Source organism: Actinomadura sp. NPDC000600 (assembly GCF_040492135.1).
Classification (GTDB): Bacteria; Actinomycetota; Actinomycetes; order Streptosporangiales; family Streptosporangiaceae; genus Spirillospora.
In genome coordinates this window covers 1-14544 of sequence record NZ_JBEUPD010000035.1, presented here as the reverse complement: position 1 = coordinate 14544, position 14544 = coordinate 1, and the positions used below count along the sequence as shown (strand labels likewise).

General features: G+C 73.7%; 18 protein-coding genes. 10 read left to right on the top strand and 8 right to left on the bottom strand.

The genetic code is table 11. The annotated features are described in order from the left end of the window. Window positions 1–121 precede the first annotated feature (121 nt). The 8 genes from ABWI07_RS35175 (at window position 122) to ABWI07_RS35140 (ending at window position 4693) form a co-directional block, all read left to right on the top strand. On the top strand, window positions 122–709 hold the full coding sequence (locus ABWI07_RS35175; protein ID WP_353821215.1) for a MauE/DoxX family redox-associated membrane protein: 588 nt from the start codon (window positions 122–124) through the stop codon (window positions 707–709). Beyond that, a complete protein-coding gene (locus tag ABWI07_RS35170) occupies window positions 709–1236 on the top strand; it encodes a hypothetical protein (RefSeq protein WP_149264074.1) in 528 nt (175 codons plus the stop codon). The genes ABWI07_RS35175 and ABWI07_RS35170 overlap by 1 nt, the downstream gene beginning before the upstream one ends. Further along, window positions 1233–1532, top strand: a complete 300-nt coding sequence (locus ABWI07_RS35165) for a hypothetical protein (RefSeq protein WP_353821214.1) — start codon at window positions 1233–1235, stop codon at window positions 1530–1532. Before ABWI07_RS35170 ends, ABWI07_RS35165 begins: the two co-directional genes overlap by 4 nt. An 82-nt stretch (window positions 1533–1614) precedes the next feature. Continuing rightward, entirely contained in the window at window positions 1615–2190 is a 576-nt protein-coding gene (locus ABWI07_RS35160) for a hypothetical protein (RefSeq protein WP_353821213.1), read from the top strand. Beyond that, a complete protein-coding gene (locus ABWI07_RS35155; RefSeq protein ID WP_353821212.1) occupies window positions 2109–2690 on the top strand; it encodes a hypothetical protein in 582 nt (193 codons plus the stop codon). Before ABWI07_RS35160 ends, ABWI07_RS35155 begins: the two co-directional genes overlap by 82 nt. Then, window positions 2677–2844 (top strand): hypothetical protein, encoded by a 168-nt coding sequence (locus ABWI07_RS35150; protein WP_160161171.1) that lies wholly within the window; start codon window positions 2677–2679, stop codon window positions 2842–2844. Before ABWI07_RS35155 ends, ABWI07_RS35150 begins: the two co-directional genes overlap by 14 nt. Window positions 2845–2927: 83 nt before the next feature. Beyond that, window positions 2928–4136 (top strand): imidazolonepropionase, encoded by a 1209-nt coding sequence (gene hutI / locus ABWI07_RS35145; RefSeq protein ID WP_353821211.1) that lies wholly within the window; start codon window positions 2928–2930, stop codon window positions 4134–4136. 20 nt (window positions 4137–4156) lie between these two features. Beyond that, window positions 4157–4693 carry a ferritin-like domain-containing protein gene (locus ABWI07_RS35140; RefSeq protein WP_149264069.1) on the top strand — a complete coding sequence of 179 codons (537 nt, stop codon included), beginning with the start codon at window positions 4157–4159 and terminating at the stop codon, window positions 4691–4693. A 16-nt stretch (window positions 4694–4709) separates the two neighbouring features. On the opposite strand, the gene ABWI07_RS35135 is transcribed toward ABWI07_RS35140, so the two are convergent. The 3 genes from ABWI07_RS35135 to ABWI07_RS35125 all read right to left on the bottom strand — a co-directional run bounded on the left by ABWI07_RS35135 (window position 4710) and on the right by ABWI07_RS35125 (window position 7469). Beyond that, the gene (locus tag ABWI07_RS35135; protein WP_149264203.1) at window positions 4710–5201 is read right to left on the bottom strand and encodes a flavin reductase family protein; all 492 of its coding nucleotides are present in this window, start codon (window positions 5199–5201) and stop codon (window positions 4710–4712) included. Then, window positions 5186–6889 (bottom strand): signal peptide peptidase SppA, encoded by a 1704-nt coding sequence (gene sppA, locus ABWI07_RS35130; RefSeq protein WP_353821210.1) that lies wholly within the window; start codon window positions 6887–6889, stop codon window positions 5186–5188. The genes ABWI07_RS35135 and sppA overlap by 16 nt, the downstream gene beginning before the upstream one ends. A 91-nt stretch (window positions 6890–6980) precedes the next feature. Continuing rightward, the gene (locus tag ABWI07_RS35125) at window positions 6981–7469 is read right to left on the bottom strand and encodes a PaaI family thioesterase (protein ID WP_353821209.1); all 489 of its coding nucleotides are present in this window, start codon (window positions 7467–7469) and stop codon (window positions 6981–6983) included. A 129-nt stretch (window positions 7470–7598) separates the two neighbouring features. Here ABWI07_RS35125 and ABWI07_RS35120 point away from each other — a divergent pair, with 129 nt between their 5' ends. Continuing rightward, on the top strand, window positions 7599–8456 hold the full coding sequence (locus ABWI07_RS35120) for an NUDIX domain-containing protein (protein ID WP_353821208.1): 858 nt from the start codon (window positions 7599–7601) through the stop codon (window positions 8454–8456). Here ABWI07_RS35120 and ABWI07_RS35115 read toward each other — a convergent pair. From ABWI07_RS35115 to ABWI07_RS35105, 3 genes are all read right to left on the bottom strand, one after another. Beyond that, window positions 8453–8803 (bottom strand): ACT domain-containing protein, encoded by a 351-nt coding sequence (locus ABWI07_RS35115; protein WP_353821207.1) that lies wholly within the window; start codon window positions 8801–8803, stop codon window positions 8453–8455. The genes ABWI07_RS35120 and ABWI07_RS35115 overlap by 4 nt on opposite strands. Window positions 8804–8812: 9 nt before the next feature. Beyond that, window positions 8813–11047, bottom strand: a complete 2235-nt coding sequence (glgB, locus tag ABWI07_RS35110) for a 1,4-alpha-glucan branching protein GlgB (RefSeq protein ID WP_353821206.1) — start codon at window positions 11045–11047, stop codon at window positions 8813–8815. Window positions 11048–11441: 394 nt separating this feature from the next. Beyond that, entirely contained in the window at window positions 11442–11651 is a 210-nt protein-coding gene (locus tag ABWI07_RS35105; RefSeq protein ID WP_149264064.1) for a hypothetical protein, read from the bottom strand. 214 nt (window positions 11652–11865) lie between these two features. On the opposite strand from ABWI07_RS35105, the gene ABWI07_RS35100 reads away from it, so the two are divergent. Next, entirely contained in the window at window positions 11866–12633 is a 768-nt protein-coding gene (locus ABWI07_RS35100) for a GntR family transcriptional regulator (protein ID WP_235037361.1), read from the top strand. A gap of 75 nt (window positions 12634–12708) precedes the next feature. On the opposite strand, the gene ABWI07_RS35095 is transcribed toward ABWI07_RS35100, so the two are convergent. After that, window positions 12709–14193, bottom strand: a complete 1485-nt coding sequence (locus tag ABWI07_RS35095; protein ID WP_353821205.1) for a maltokinase N-terminal cap-like domain-containing protein — start codon at window positions 14191–14193, stop codon at window positions 12709–12711. 2 nt (window positions 14194–14195) lie between these two features. Further along, a partial coding sequence (locus ABWI07_RS35090) for an alpha-glucosidase C-terminal domain-containing protein (protein ID WP_353821204.1) occupies window positions 14196–14544 on the bottom strand: 349 nt, incomplete at its 5' end.

The window sequence follows — 14544 nt, the reverse complement described above, 5'->3', positions numbered from 1 at the left end:
AGCCCGCTCCTTGCTCAACCGGCGGCTCAACCGGGGCCGCCGGCCGCCGCCGAAGATGAGTCGTCCAGCCTCGTGATCTTGAGCCGGACGGCTGGTTAGCCTCCTCGGAGGAGGTGGCCGAATGGCGCCGGACGAATGGGCACTGACCGCCGCGGACGCGGCGGCGGCCGCGGTCCTCCTCAACTCCGGGCTCGCGAAGCTCGTGGTCCCCGGGCCGCTGCGCCGCGCGCTGGCCGAGCTGGCGCCCGCCGCGGACCGCCCGGCGGCGGTGCGGGGGCTCGCCGCCGTCGAGATCGCCGCGGCGGTCGCGCTGATCGTCGGTCCCCTCCGCGTGCCCGCCGCCGTCCTGGCCTCGCTGCTCGGCCTGCTGTTCGCCGCGTTCGGCGTCCTCGGCCGGACCCGGCGGAGCACCGCCCCGTGCGGCTGCTTCGGGGCGTCGGCCGACCGCCCCCTCGGCTGGTCGAACGTGGCGGTCGGGCTGCTGCTCGCCGCCGTCCTGCCGCTCGCCGCGACCACCGCGACGCCCGCGGACCACACCGAGGGCGCCGTGCTGCTCGCCTCGACGGGCTCCCTGGCGCTCTGCCTCTCCGCCCACCGCGAGCTGATCCGGCAACGGCTGCTGAGCCGGATCCGCGCCGCGGCCCCGCCCGCCCCCGCCGCGGGGCGACCGCTCGACGCGAGTCCGCTCGCAGGAAGTGAGGCGCGCTGATGCTCATCGTGTTCGGCTTCGCGCTGCTGCTGCTGACCGCCGCCGTCGTGGTGCTCTTCGCCATGCTCGGCGAGCTCGCGACGCGGGTGCCCGATCCGGACGACCGCCCGGTCCCCGTCGTGCGGCCGCTGGACGGTACGAACATCGGCCGCGAGCCCGGCGAGTGGCCCGCGGGACTGCCCGACCGCGACGACGCCGTGATCCTCGTGCTGAGCACGGTCTGCGCGTCCTGCCAGACCATCGCCAAGCAGCTCGCCGCCGAGCCCGAGCACCTCGCCTGGGCGGAACTGGGCCTGGTGATATCGACCGGCGCCCGGGAGGGCGGCGAGGACTTCGTCACCGCCAACCGCCTCGGCTCCTACCGGCACCACGTGGACGAGGGCGGCGCCTGGACGCGGGCGGAGTTCGCCGTCGAGATCAGCCCGACCGCGCTCGTCTTCCGCGGCGGCCGGCTGGCCTCGGCCCACACCTTCAACGACGTCGCCGCGCTCCGCGACGCGGTGCGGAAGGAGATGGAGACCGCATGAGACGGTTCACGAGGCGCCGGTTCTTCTCCGGCGTCGGCGCCACCGGGCTGACCACCGCCGCCGTGATCTTCGGCGGGGCCGGGACGGCGCACGCCGCGAAGTACAAGTACTACTGCTGCAACCTCTGCAAGGCACCGTCCATCTCCATGACCACGTGCCGCTCCTACGAGGGCTACCTCTGGAGTTGCTCGCCGCCTGACAACGGCTACCTCCACTGCACCTGCTGCGAGACGATCAACGCGGGGGCCTACTGCCCCTCGTCGATCAAGTCCGCCGCGGAATGCAAGTACAGCTGACGGGCGCGGGAACGTGACGGTCTGGGTGATCATCGGCGCCGTGGGAGCGGTGCTCCAGGTCCTGAGCCCTTGAGGCCGCTCCATGGCCGGGGTCGCCGGTCCCATGCTCCGCCGCAGCAGGCGCAGGGGCGCGAAGTTCCTGGCAGGGCTCGCCGTCGGCGGCGCCCTGGCGGGCCTCATGCTCGCGGTCCCCGCGTACGTGCTCGGCGTCCTCCTGCGCTCGGTGCTGCCCGAGCCGGTGAGGGTCTGGCTGGTGGTCGCGGCCGCCGTCGCGTTCGCGGTCGCCGACATGCTGAACCGGACCCCGCACGTGTGGCGGCAGGTGCCGCAGGAGCTCGTGCACAGGCTGCCTCCCGGGACGCTCGGCGTCACGTGGGGGTTCGACCTCGGGCTGCTGTTCACCACGCAGAAGACGACGTCTCTCATCTGGGCGGCCATGGGGGCGGTGGTGCTCCTGCGGCCGGACGTCGGCGCGGCGCTGCTCGTGGCGCTCTCCCTGATCGTCAGTGTGGCCGTCACCGCCTGGAGCATGAGCGACCGGGCGATGGGACTGCTCGGCAGCGGAAAGGATCACCGATGGGCGAGGACGCTGCGGCGGGCGTCGGGAGCGGGCCTGCTGCTCGCGGCGGCGGCCTGGGCCCTGGCGTGGGCGGCCTGACCCCGGTCATCGAGCCGGACCCCGCGCTCGGGCAGGTCGTGGTGACCCGCTTCGAATGCGGCACGCTGCCCAAACTGCTCGCCCTGATCGTCCTGCACGTCCGGGTGAAGCGGCAGGTGCGCCGCCACGCCCGCGGCCTGGTGGCGTCGCGCGCGGTCGTGCAGTGGCGGCGGCGCACCCTCCTCAGCGTCTCGCTGTGGGAGGACCTCCAGAGCATCTACTCGATGGGGAACGTGACCGCGCACGTCGGAGCGGCCGGCGTCCCCCACGCCCTGGGCGTCCGCACCGCGGCCGGGGTCTTCTGCTTCGCCGGCGACTGGCGCCGGGTGCTCTTCCAGAGCCCCCTGGAACCGAGATCGCCACTGCGTCCCCTGGAACCGCGTCCACTGGAGAGGAAGGACCGAGATGCCGCAACGGATCGAGCGCGGGCACGCCGTGCTGACGCCCCGGCAGGACGGACGGACCAAGGTCGAGGTCTGCGCCGCCGTGCGCGACGGTGAGCCGGACCGGGTCACCGCCGTCTTCTTCGCGGTGCCGCGGGTCCGCGTGGCCCCCGGGATCCGCTTCGCCTCCGGCGCGTCCGGCCGCTACACCCGGGAGGCCGTCGAGGTGCGGGCGGACGCCGCCGGCGTCCTGCACCTGACACGGATCTGACGCCCGGGCGCACCGGTGACCGGGCTCCGGCCCGCGGGTGCCGCGGTGGGGGATCCCGCGCCGCCGCGTGAGATCCTGCCCCGGTGAGCACGGTCATCCCCACGAGCAGGGGCAACTCCACGAGCACGGTCATCACCGACATCGGAGAGCTCGTCACCAACGATCCCGCCGCGGGCGGCGGCCTCGCCGTCGTCCGCGACGCCGCGCTGGTGATCGAGGACGGCGCGGTCGCGTGGACGGGGCCGTCCTCGTCCGCGCCCGCCGCCGACGAGTCGTTCGACGCCGCCGGGCGGGCGGTGCTGCCCGGCTTCGTGGACTCCCACGCCCACCTGGTCTTCGCCGGTGAGCGCGCCGAGGAGTTCGCGGCCCGGATGAGCGGCGAGAAGTACGCCGCGGGAGGCATCCGCACGACCGTCGAGCGCACCCGCGCCGCGTCCGACGACGAACTGCGCGCCAACGTGCGCCGCCTCGTCGGCGAGATGGCCCGGCAGGGCGTCACGACGGTCGAGTGCAAGTCCGGCTACGGCCTCACGGTCGAGCAGGAGGCGCGCGCCGTCCGGATCGCCGCCGAGTACGCCGACGAGGTGACCTACCTCGGCGCCCACGTCGTCCCCGCCGAGTACGCGGGCGACACCGCCGGGTACGCCCGCCTCGCCGCCACCGACATGCTCGCCGCCTGCGCTCCGCACGCGCGCTGGGTGGACGTCTTCTGCGAGGAGGGCGCCTTCGACGCCGGCCAGGCCCGGGAGGTCCTCACGGCGGGCGTGAAGGCGGGCCTGCTGCCGCGCCTCCACGCGAACCAGCTCACGCAGGGGCCCGCCGTGCGGCTCGCCGTCGAGCTGGACGCCGCGTCCGCCGACCACTGCACGTTCCTCGGCGACGCCGACGTGGACGCGCTGGCGTCGTCCCGGACGGTCGCGACGCTCCTGCCCGGCGTCGAGTTCTCCACCCGCCAGCCCTACCCGGACGCGCGCCGCCTCCTGGACGCCGGGGCCACCGTCGCCCTCGCCACCGACTGCAACCCCGGATCCTGCTACAGCTCCAGCATGGCGTTCTGCATCGCCGTGGCCGTCCGCGACATGCACATGACGCCCGCCGAGGCCGTCTGGTCGGCGACCGCAGGCGGCGCCCGCGCCCTCCGCCGCACCGACGTGGGGCACCTGACGCCAGGCGCCCGGGCCGACGTCCACGTCCTCGACGCACCGTCCTACATCCACCTCGCCTACCGTCCCGGAGTGCCCCTCACACACGCCGTGTGGAAGCACGGGCGCCGGGTAAACGACTTCCAATAGTCGACTGTGGAGGCCCCTAGATGGCGGAGTTCCTGACGGACATCAAGACCCTGCGCGAGCGTGCTCGGCAGGAGATCGATAAAGGCCCGATCACCGAGGCGTACGGTGCGGACCTCGAGCGCGTGATCCAGGTCTGCAACGAGGCCCTGGCCACGGAGATCGTGTGCGTGCTGCGGTACAAGCGGCACTACTACACGGCCACCGGCATCCACGCCGAGACCGTCGCGAGCGAGTTCCTCCAGCACGCGGCCGAGGAGCAGCAGCACGCCGACATGCTGGCGGAGCGGATCGTCCAGCTCGGCGGCGAGCCCGACTTCTCCCCGGACACCCTCACCACCCGCGCGCACGCCGAGTACAACGCCAGCCTCGACCTGGTCGAGATGCTCAAGGAGGACCTGGTGGCGGAGCGGATCGCCATCGCGTCCTACACCGAGATCATCCAGTGGCTCGGCGACGGCGACCCCACCACCAAGCGCGTCTTCGAGCAGATCCTGGCGCAGGAGGAGGAGCACGCCGACGACCTGCGCGGCTTCCTGGAGCGCTTCCCGAAGGCGTAGCCCGCCGGGCCGGCGGCTAGACGGGCAGGTAGCGCCGGGCGACCCTCACCAAGGGGGGCCGCCCGGCGCTGACGTAGTCGGTCGAGAGGACCTCGGCGATGAAGAGGGTGTGGTCGCCCGCCTCGACGGTCTGCCGGGTCTCGCACTCCAGGGCGGAGACGCCCGCCTCGGGGACGAGGGCGCCGGAGTGCTCGCCGCGGTGGTGGGGCTCGCTCGCCAGCAGGATGCGGGCGCTCGGACGTCCCTCGGCGGCGAACCTGCCCGCCAGGGCGCGCTGGGCCGAGGACAGGACCGTCGCGGCCCAGCGCGGGCGCCGCCCCAGCACCTCCGTGAGGTAGGACGAGGTCGTCACGCTCGCCACGACCATCGGCGGTTCCAGCGACACCGACATGAACGAGGTGACCGTGGTGCCGAGGTCGTCGCGGCCGTCGCGGACGGTCAGCACGGCGACGCCCGTGGCGAAGCCCGCGACGGCCTCGACGAACTCGCCGCTCAGCGGATCTCCCAGGAGCCGGGCAGGGTGAGCGGGCCGGCGGCGGGCAGGCCGAGGCGCGCGGCGAGGCCGCCGAGGGAGCCCCAGCCGTCGAAGCGCGCGGCCGCGGCGGCGCGGTCCTCGCTGGACTCCGGCGGACGCAGCCGCTCCAGCGGCGAGGTGTGCGGGTAGAGCCGGACCGGGGCGTCGGAGGCCAGGCCCGCCCTCTTGCGGGCGATGTCGAGGGCCAGGTCGATGCCGCCCAGCTCGTCGACGAGGCCGCGCTCCCGGGCGTCCGCGCCCGTCCAGACCCGGCCGCGGGCCAGCTCGTGGACGCGCTCGCGGGTCAGGTCGCGGCCCTCGGCGACCTTCGCGGTGAAGTCGTCGTAGATCCGGTCGAGGGAGGCGTTGACCCGCTCCCACTCGGAGTCGCTGAAGTCCTTGGTGGCGCTGAACATGCGGGCGTGGTCGCCGTCGGCGACGGAGCCGAGGCCGATGCCGACCCGCTCCAGCAGGTCGTTCACCACGGCCTTGCCGACCACGACGCCGATCGAGCCGGTGATGGTGCCGGGCTGCGCGACGATCGTGTCGGCGGCCATCGCGACGTAGTAGCCGCCGGACGCCGCGACGTTGCCCATGGACACGACGACGGGCTTGCCGGCGCGGCGAGCGAGCACGACCTCGCGCCAGATCGCGTCGGACGCGACGGCGGAGCCGCCCGGGCTGTTGACGCGGAACACGATCGCCTTGACCCGCTCGTCCTTCACCGCGGCGCGGAACGCGGCGCCGACCGTGTCCGAGCCCATCGCGGGGCCGGAGTTCGGGAGCGGGCCGCCCCGGCCGCTGCGGCCGAGCCGGATCGGGCCCTGACCGTTGATGTAGGCGACGACGTCCTGCTTGCCGGGCTGCGGGAGGCGGCCCGCGAGGCCGTGCGCGCGGTTGTAGCGGGAGACGAAGCGCAGCTGCGCCTCCTCGCCGAACCGCTCGCGCAGTCCGCCGTAGACCTCGTCGCGGTAGGCGAGGCCGTCGACGAGGCCCGCCTCCAGCGCCTCGGCGGCCAGCAGCGGGCCGCGGTCGGTGAGCTCGCGGACCTCGTCCTCCGGCAGGCCGCGGGCGGCGGCGATCCCGGCAGTGATCTGCTCGCCGAGCGAGGTGACGAGGCGCTGCGACGACTCCTCGTGCTCGGGCGTGTAGGTCTTCTCCATGAACGTGTTCGCCATGGTCTTGTACTCGTAGCGCTTGGCGAAGCGCGGCTGGACGCCCGCCTTCTCCAGCGCGCCGGCGAAGAACGGCTCCTCCAGCGCGACGCCGGTGAGCCCGACCTCGCCGGTGGGCTGGAGGTAGACCTTGTCGAACCCGGTGGCCAGGTAGAACGGGACGGTGCCGCGGCCCCCCTCGCCGAACGTCTCGGCCCAGGCGACGGTGAGCTTGCCCGCGTCCCGCAGCCCCTGGACGGCCTCGCGCAGCTCCTGGGCGAGCGCCAGCCCGATGGTGCCGGTGACCTTCACGACGAGGGCGCGCACCCGGCTGTCGGAGCGGGCGCGGCGCAGCCCGTCCAGGACGTCGCGCAGGCTCGTCCGGCGCATGGACAGGATGGCCGAGACGGGGTCGGACGGCGCGGTCTCGACGATGCCCTCGGTGAGGTCCAGTTCGAGGATCAGCGGGGCCGTCCGCCGGTCGCGGGCCTGTTTGATCACGTTGACGACTGTGCCTGGATCCACCATGGGCCCAGCCTATGTGCTCTCCCGCCACCGTTCCGGGTGTCCCCGGCCGGTGCCCGTCTGCCGGAAGGGGGAGTGCGCGGCGGGGGAGGGGTCAGCGGGCGAACGCCTTGTTGGGGATGACGCTGGCCGAGGCCTGGGCGACCGGGCGGCCGTGCCCGTCGGCGACCACGGCGTTGGAGACCATGCGGGTGCCGCCGGGGTGCACGCACGTCCCGGTCACCGTGTAGGTCTCGCCCGCCCGGACGCCGCGCAGGTAGTCGACGTTCAGGTTGAGCGTGAGCATCGGCATGAAGTGCTCGCCGGTGCTGCTCGCCGCGAGGCAGACCGCGTTGTCGAGGATCATCGCGATGTAGCCGCCGTGCACGGTGCCGCCGGGGTTGCAGAGCCGCTCGCCGGGCGTCCACCGGATGGAGACCCGGCCCGGTTCGGCGGAGGCGATGTGCTGCCCGATGTAGTCGTTGACGTCGGAGATCTGGGGGAACCGCCCGTCCGCCATCGCCTGGATCAGCTCGGCGCCCGACAGGGTGTTCCACAGGTCGGCCGCCTCGCGATGGGCCTCCGGGGTCGCCTCGACGCTCACACCACACTCCCTGATCACGATGACCTCCGAATGGTATTCGGCGAGCGGGGCGGGGTCGGGGCGAGGGCACTGTGCCCTTCGTCACGGGACCGGCCTGCACCGCGGGTCCGCGGCGCTATCGTCGGACGCATGGGAGACGGCGACGGCTGGGCCGCCTGCGAGCTGGGCCACACGCACTGGGGGCGGTTCGGCGCCGCGGGCCTGCTGGCCTACCACCGCGACTCCTCCGGCCAGGTGTGGTTGCTGCTCCAGCAGCGCGCGTGGTGGGGCCTCGGCGGCGGGACGTGGGGCATGTTCGGGGGCGCGCTCCACAGCCACGAGGACGTCGTCACCGGCGCGCTCCGCGAGACGTCCGAGGAGTGCACGCTCGACACGACGACGGTCGCCGTCCACGGGACCAGCGTCGAGGACCACGGCGGCTGGTCCTTCACCTCCATCGTGGGTTCGCTGCCCGAGCTCGCGCGGGTGCTGCCCGCGTCGCGGGAGACGCGCAGAGCCGAATGGGTGCGCGCGGAAGAGGTCACCGACCGCAACCTGTTCGAGCCGTTCGCGCGCTCCTGGCCCCGCCTGCGGAGCGCGATGCAGGAGCTCGTCCTCGTCGTGGACGCGGCGAACGTCGTCGGCGCCCGCGCCGACGGCTGGTGGAAGGACCGGGCGGGCGCGAACGCGCGGCTCCGCGACGACCTGAAGCGCCTGGACGGCGGCGTGCAGGGCCTGCCGAGCGGCCTCTTCCCCTACGACCGCTGCTTCCCGGAGGTCGTCCTCGTCGTCGAGGGAGCGGCGCGCGGCGTCGCCGACGAGCCCGCCGGCGGCCTGCGGGTCGTGGCCGCCCCCGGCAGCGGCGACGACACGATCGTGGACCTCGTCCGGCAGGGCCGTCCGGGGCAGGCCCACCTGGTGGTCACGGCCGACCGGGAGCTGCGCGCCCGCTGCGAGGCGGCGGGCGCCGCCGTCACCGGCCCCCGCTGGCTGCTCGAACGCCTCTAGGCCTCGACGCGGTGGCCGGCGTCGCGCAGCGCCCCGGCCGCCGCCTCCGACCGGTGCTCGGGGACGAGCACGAGGTCGGAGTGGTACGTCGAGACGACGAAGACGGACACGCCGGCCTCGGCCAGCGGCCCCACGATCCCGGCGAGCACGCCGGGCGTGTCGAGGCCGCCGTCCGGGTCGCCGTAGAAGCCGACCCAGCGCTCCGCCTCGGTGAACGGCGAGGCGTCCCGGATCACGGTGAGGCCCTCGGGGGCGCGGATGAGCGCGACCCACTCGTCGTCCTCGGGGAACGTCGCGTGCGGGAGGTGCTCCACCAGGAACTGTCCGGGGACGATGTGCAGGCGCATCCCGTCACCCTATTCAGGGACGAGCCAGACCGCTCCCAGGGGCGGGACGCGCATCTGCGCGGACGCGGGCAGCCCGTGCCACGGCTCCGGGACGGCCTCGACGCTGCCGAGGTTGCCGACGCCGCTGCCGCCGTACTCGTAGGCGTCGGTGTTGACCAGCTCGCGCCACCGGCCCGCCTCGGGCAGGCCGAGCCGGTAGTTCTCGTGCGGGCTCCCGGCGAAGTTGACGACGCACGCGACGACGGGCGGTTCGCCGACCTCCCGGGCCGGCGTCCCGTAGCGCAGGTAGGACAGGGTGTTGCCGCCCGCGTCGTTGCCGTCGATCCAGCGGAACCCCTCGGGGTCGCTGTCGCGCGTCCACAGCGCCGGCTTCGACCGGTAGGCGAGGTTCAGGTCGCGGACGAGCTTCTGCAGCCCGAGGTGGTTGGCGCCCTCGGCGGCGTTCTCCAGCAGCCACCAGTCCAGCGGCCGCTCCTCCGCCCATTCGGCGCCCTGCCCGAACTCCTGGCCCATGAACAGCAGCTGCTTGCCGGGGTGCGACCACATGTAGGCCAGCAGCGCGCGGAGCCCCGCGAACTGCTGCCATGAGTCGCCCGGCATCTTGCTCAGCAGCGAGCCCTTGCCGTGGACGACCTCGTCGTGCGACAGCGGCAGGACGTAGTTCTCAGAGAACGCGTACACCAGCGAGAACGTGATCTCGTTGTGGTGGTAGTGCCGGAACACCGGCTCGTGGCGCAGGTATTCGAGCGTGTCGTGCATCCAGCCCATGTTCCACTTGAACCCGAACCCGAGCCCGCCGAGATGGGTCGGCCGGGACACCCCGGGCCACGCCGTCGACTCCTCCGCGATCGTCACGACGCCGGGGTTGCGCTTGTAGACCGTCGCGTTCATCTCCTGGAGGAAGGAGATGGCCTCCAGGTTCTCCCGCCCGCCGTAGATGTTGGGCGTCCACTCGCCCTCCTTGCGCGAGTAGTCGAGGTACAGCATCGAGGCGACGGCGTCCACGCGCAGCCCGTCGATGTGGAACTCCTCCAGCCAGAACGACGCGTTCGCCACCAGGAAGTTGCGGACCTCGGCGCGCCCGAAGTTGAACACGAGCGTGCCCCAGTCGGGGTGCTCGCCGCGCTTCGGATCCTCGTGCTCGTAGAGGGCGGTGCCGTCGAACCGGGCCAGCGCCCACTCGTCCTTGGGGAAGTGGGCGGGCACCCAGTCCATGATGACGCCGATACCGGCCTGGTGGAGGCGGTCGATGAGGTAGCGGAAGTCGTCGGGGTCGCCGAACCGCGCGGTGGGCGCGTAGTAGGAGGTGACCTGGTAGCCCCAGGACGGGCCGTAGGGGTGCTCGGTCACCGGCAGCAGCTCCACGTGCGTGAAGCCCATGTCGCTGACGTACTGCGTCAGCTCGTCCGCCAGCTCCTTGTAGCCGAGCCCGGGGCGCCACGACCCGAGGTGCACCTCGTAGGCGCTCATGGGTTCGTGCAGCCAGTCGTGGTCCTTGCGCGAGTCCATCCACGCGCCGTCCTCCCACTCGTAGGAGGAGGTGAACACGCGGGACGCCGTCGCGGGCGGCCGCTCGGTGGCCTGCGCCATCGGGTCGGCCTTGGTGCGCCACACGCCGTCCGCGCCGAGGATCTCGTACTTGTAGCAGACGCCGTCGCCGACGCCCGGGACGAACAGCTCCCAGACGCCGGTGGAGCCGAGCGACCGCATCGGGTGCGCGCGGCCGTCCCAGTGGTTGAAGTCGCCGACCACGCGCACGCCCCGCGCCGTGGGCGCCCACACCGCGAAGCCCGTGCCGGTCACGGTGCCGAACGCGGAGGCGTAGGAGCGGACGCGGGCGCCGAGCGCGCGCCACAGCTCCTCGTGCCGCCCCTCGCCGATCAGGTGCAGGTCGAGTTCGCCGAGCGTCGGCAGATGCCGGTAGGAGTCGTCCTGGATCGACTCGGCGCCGTCCCCGTAGGTGACGGCGAGCCGGTAGTCGGGGACGGCGAGGGGCGCCTTGTCCGCGCCGGCGCCCGCGAGCGACGTCCCGGCGGGCAGCGTTCCGGTGAACAGCCCCTGGTGGAAGTGCCGGAGCGGATGCCGGTCGCCGTTCGGGAGCACGACCTCGACCTTCTCGGCGAGCGGGCGCAACGCCCGCACCGTCACCCCGTCCCGTCCGGGATGCGCCCCGAGGACACCGTGCGGATCATGGTGGTCGCCGCCGACGAGCCTGTCGATCTCCGCGCGCGTCACCCGTGCCATGACGTCATGGCCTCCCGTCCCTGAGCCGTTTTATCCCAATGAGGGTGCCCCGAGAAGCGGCGCTCTCACATGCCCGGCCCACCTGTTTTCGCGAGCCGGCGCCCACCTGCGGGTGCCGCTCGGACGCGGGTGCCGCCGGGTACGGGTGTGGTCGCCTGTGCGGGTGTTGCGACCGCACGGCCGGCACGACTCTTCGTCGTGGGGTCGCGCCGAATGCGCCGACCGTGCGGCCACGTCTACCTCGCCCCAGGGGTGACGCCGACCCCACCGCCCAGGGCTCCATTCCTGTGTCACCTCAGCGCCACAGGTACCTTCCGTACCGGAATGTCCCAGCCCGGCCCGCCCCCGCTCGCGGGCCGGGCGGCCCCGCCTCCCCTGCCTTCCGTCACCGGTCTCAGGACTCCCCGCGCCTCTGGTCGAGCAGCGTCCGGCGGAGCCCCTCCGCGTCGTCCGCGGCCACCGTCATCGCACATCCCGCCTGGAGTTGGGCGTCGGTGAGGTCGCCGCTGCGGGTCGCGTACCAGCGTCCCGCGTCGCTGCGCCACACCTGCCAACCCGGAAACTCTCCCTCGATGGCCGCCTTCAGATCCTCGAAGTCGCCCATCAAGGTCGTCCCTTCCCCGGGGCCGCGCTTCTGTATACAAAAGTCTTACTCGGCCTGAGAGGTGTCAAGCTGTCCGTAAGCGGACCGTGCCCCCGCGGATAGCGCCCGGAAGGTATGGATGACAGGAGGGACGCGCAGGATCGAACGCGGCGTCGAACGCTGTCCGAACGCCGCGGCAGGCCCGAGGCCCGGGGGTGCGCCCGAGGAGAGGGAGGTGACGCCGGTGCCGGACCGTCCCGCCTACCTGCGCATCGCCGACACCCTGCGAGAGGGGATCCGGGACGGCAGCCTTCCGCCGGGGACGCGGCTGCCGACCATCGCCGAGCTGTGCGGCGCCCACGGCGTCTCGGAGATCGTCGTGCGGCAGGCGGTCGCGCTGCTGCGCGGGGAGGGGCTGGTGGAGACCCGCCGCGGCGGCGGCACGATCGTCCGGGTCGTCCCGCCTGCGCGGCGCGTGGCGATGGACCGCTACCGCGCGGTGAGCGAGCCGATGGCGGTGCCCGAGACCACGTTCACCCGCGACCAGAAGATCACCTGGGAGGAGTACCGGCTCGACCGCGAGTTCTCCCGCGTCCGGGCCGACGACGACCTGGGCGCGCTGTTCGAGCTGCCGTCCGGCACCGAGCTGCTGCGCCGCCGGTTCGTCTTCTACGCCCGCGAGGAGCCGCAGCAGATCTCCGTGAACTACCTGCCGTGGGACGTGGTCGGCGACACGCCCGTCGCCGACCCGGCACGCGAGCCCTGGCCCGGCGGGACGCTCGCGCAGCTGGCCTACCTCGGGCACCCGCCGATCCGGGTCGAGGAGGCCGTCCGCTCCCGCATGCCGACCCCCGAGGAGGCCGAGACCCTGCGCATGACGGGCGGGGTGCCGGTGCTCGCCATCACCCGCCGGATGCTGTCGCGCGCCGGCGTCATGGAGGTCTGCCGCGACATCGTGCTGCCCGCCGACCGGGTCGTCCTGGACTACTCCATCGACCTGTGACGCGGCCCGTGAGGAGGCCCATGGCACGACATGCGGCGCGGCGCGATCCGCGGAGCGCGCGCGGTCCCGGCCCGGTCAGCCCGCGAGCCGGGCCAGGGACCGCAGCGGCACGGGGAGCCACGACGGCCGGTTCCGCGCCTCGTAGCGGATCTCGTAGACCGCCTTGTCGAACTCGAACGCCCGCACCAGCGACGCGTGCTCGGCCGGGTCGGGCCCGCCCGCGGCCGCGTAGCCGGCGCAGAACGCCGCCCGGTTCCGCTCGGCCCACGCCTGGGCGCGCAGCTCCAGCGCGTCCGCCGCCTGCTGCGGCAGGTCCGTGTCCCTGACCAGCAGGAACCGCGCGGCGTACTCGAACGAGCGGAGCATCCCGGCGACGTCGCGCAGCGGGTGCGCGGGCGCCCGGCGCTCGGCGGGCGCGCGGGCCGGCTCGCCCTCGAAGTCGAGCAGCATCCACCCGGAGTCGGTCCGCAGGACCTGGCCGAGGTGGTAGTCGCCGTGCACGCGCTGGAACGGCAGCGGCACCGCCTCGGCGGCGACCCGGTCGAACACCTCGCGGATCGCGGGCGCGTACGGGCGCAGCTGCGGGACGGCGGCGGCGACCTGGTCGAGCTGCTCGTGCATCGCGAAGACGATCTCCCGCACCAGCTCGGGCGGCGCCTGCGTCACGCCGAACGCGGCGGCGAGGTCGCGGTGCACCTCGGCGGTGGCCGCGCCGAGCCGCTCGGCCTCGGCGGCGAAGTCGCCGCCGGCCGCCCCGGGGTCCTCGGCGGCCGCACCGGCGTCGTCAGCGGCGAACGCGGGCGGCGGTCCCGGCGGCGCCGGCTGCGCGAACCAGTCGCGGACGCTGGTGAGCGCGAGCTGCCAGCCGTCCGTCGCGGTGCGCAGGAACTCCGACAGCAGCGCGAGCGTGGCCGGCTCGCCCTCGCCGGACTCCGCGCCCGCGGCCCCCAGCGCGCCCGGTGCCAGCTCGATCCAGCCGTGCACGCTCGGGATGTGCTCGGAGCCCCGCCGCGAGAGCGCGAGGTTGACCTCCAGGTCGGGGCTGACGCCGGGGGACAGGCGGCGGAACAGCTTGCAGATGTAGGCGTCGCCGAAGATCAGCGAGGTGTTGCTCTGCTCGGCCGGGATCGGCGTGCCGTCCAGGTCCGTGCGGATGCCGGTGCCGGGCGCGCGGCGGAAGGTCAGCGGCCCGACCGTCCGCTCGTCCGCCATGAGGCCGAGCAGCGGGCGCGTCAGCTCGGTGTCGTGCGCGGCGTCGTAGACGTAGCCGGTGATCCCCTGCTCGGGGTCGTCCAGCCGCCCGATCGCGACCGGCGCCAGATGCTCGGGCAGGTCGCGGCGGACGCCGAGGAGGAGCTGGTAGTGGTCGGTGGCGCCGTCCTGGCGGACGTCGATGACGAGGTGGTGCAGGGCGGGGTCGCCGGCGCGGAGCTCGGTGGCGGTGCCGATGGCGAGCTCGCGGATGGGGCCGTCCTTGCCGCCGAACCAGCGCTGCCGGGGCAGCCAGCCGGACAGGAGCCGGACGAGGGAGTCGTCGGTCGGCAGATCGGACGGCGCCACGGTCACATCACTCCCTCTCCCTGCTCCTGCTCGTCCGGCGGCGGCGGAAGCAGGAACCAGTAGAAGCCGTGGCCCGGCAGGGTCAGCAGGTAGGGCAGCTCGCCGATGGCCGGGAACTGCACGCCGCCCATGCACTCGATCGGGGACGAGCCCCGGAAACGCCGCAGGTCGAGTTCCACGGGCTGCGGGAACCGCGAGAGGTTGTTCACGCACAGGACGGTGTTCGTGCCGCCCCACTGGTTGGCGTCCCCGCCGTTGATCTCGCGGGTGAAGGCGAGGACGGAGGGGTTGGAGGCGGACAGTTCGACGTAGGAGCCGACGCCGAAGACGGGGTGGCGCTGCCGGATCTCG

Bases quoted from the DNA above. Each gene is read 5' to 3' on its own strand.
- ABWI07_RS35165 (WP_353821214.1), top strand. From the start codon at position 1,233: ATGAGACGGTTCACGAGGCGCCGGTTCTTCTCCGGCGTCGGCGCCACC.
- ABWI07_RS35120 (WP_353821208.1), top strand. From the start codon at position 7,599: ATGGGAGACGGCGACGGCTGGGCCGCCTGCGAGCTGGGCCACACGCAC.
- ABWI07_RS35160 (WP_353821213.1), top strand. From the start codon at position 1,615: ATGGCCGGGGTCGCCGGTCCCATGCTCCGCCGCAGCAGGCGCAGGGGC.
- sppA (WP_353821210.1), bottom strand. From the start codon at position 6,889: ATGGTGGATCCAGGCACAGTCGTCAACGTGATCAAACAGGCCCGCGAC.
- glgB (WP_353821206.1), bottom strand. From the start codon at position 11,047: ATGGCACGGGTGACGCGCGCGGAGATCGACAGGCTCGTCGGCGGCGAC.
- ABWI07_RS35170 (WP_149264074.1), top strand. From the start codon at position 709: ATGCTCATCGTGTTCGGCTTCGCGCTGCTGCTGCTGACCGCCGCCGTC.
- ABWI07_RS35140 (WP_149264069.1), top strand. From the start codon at position 4,157: ATGGCGGAGTTCCTGACGGACATCAAGACCCTGCGCGAGCGTGCTCGG.
- ABWI07_RS35115 (WP_353821207.1), bottom strand. From the start codon at position 8,803: ATGCGCCTGCACATCGTCCCCGGACAGTTCCTGGTGGAGCACCTCCCG.
- ABWI07_RS35105 (WP_149264064.1), bottom strand. From the start codon at position 11,651: ATGGGCGACTTCGAGGATCTGAAGGCGGCCATCGAGGGAGAGTTTCCG.
- ABWI07_RS35155 (WP_353821212.1), top strand. From the start codon at position 2,109: ATGGGCGAGGACGCTGCGGCGGGCGTCGGGAGCGGGCCTGCTGCTCGC.
- ABWI07_RS35175 (WP_353821215.1), top strand. From the start codon at position 122: ATGGCGCCGGACGAATGGGCACTGACCGCCGCGGACGCGGCGGCGGCC.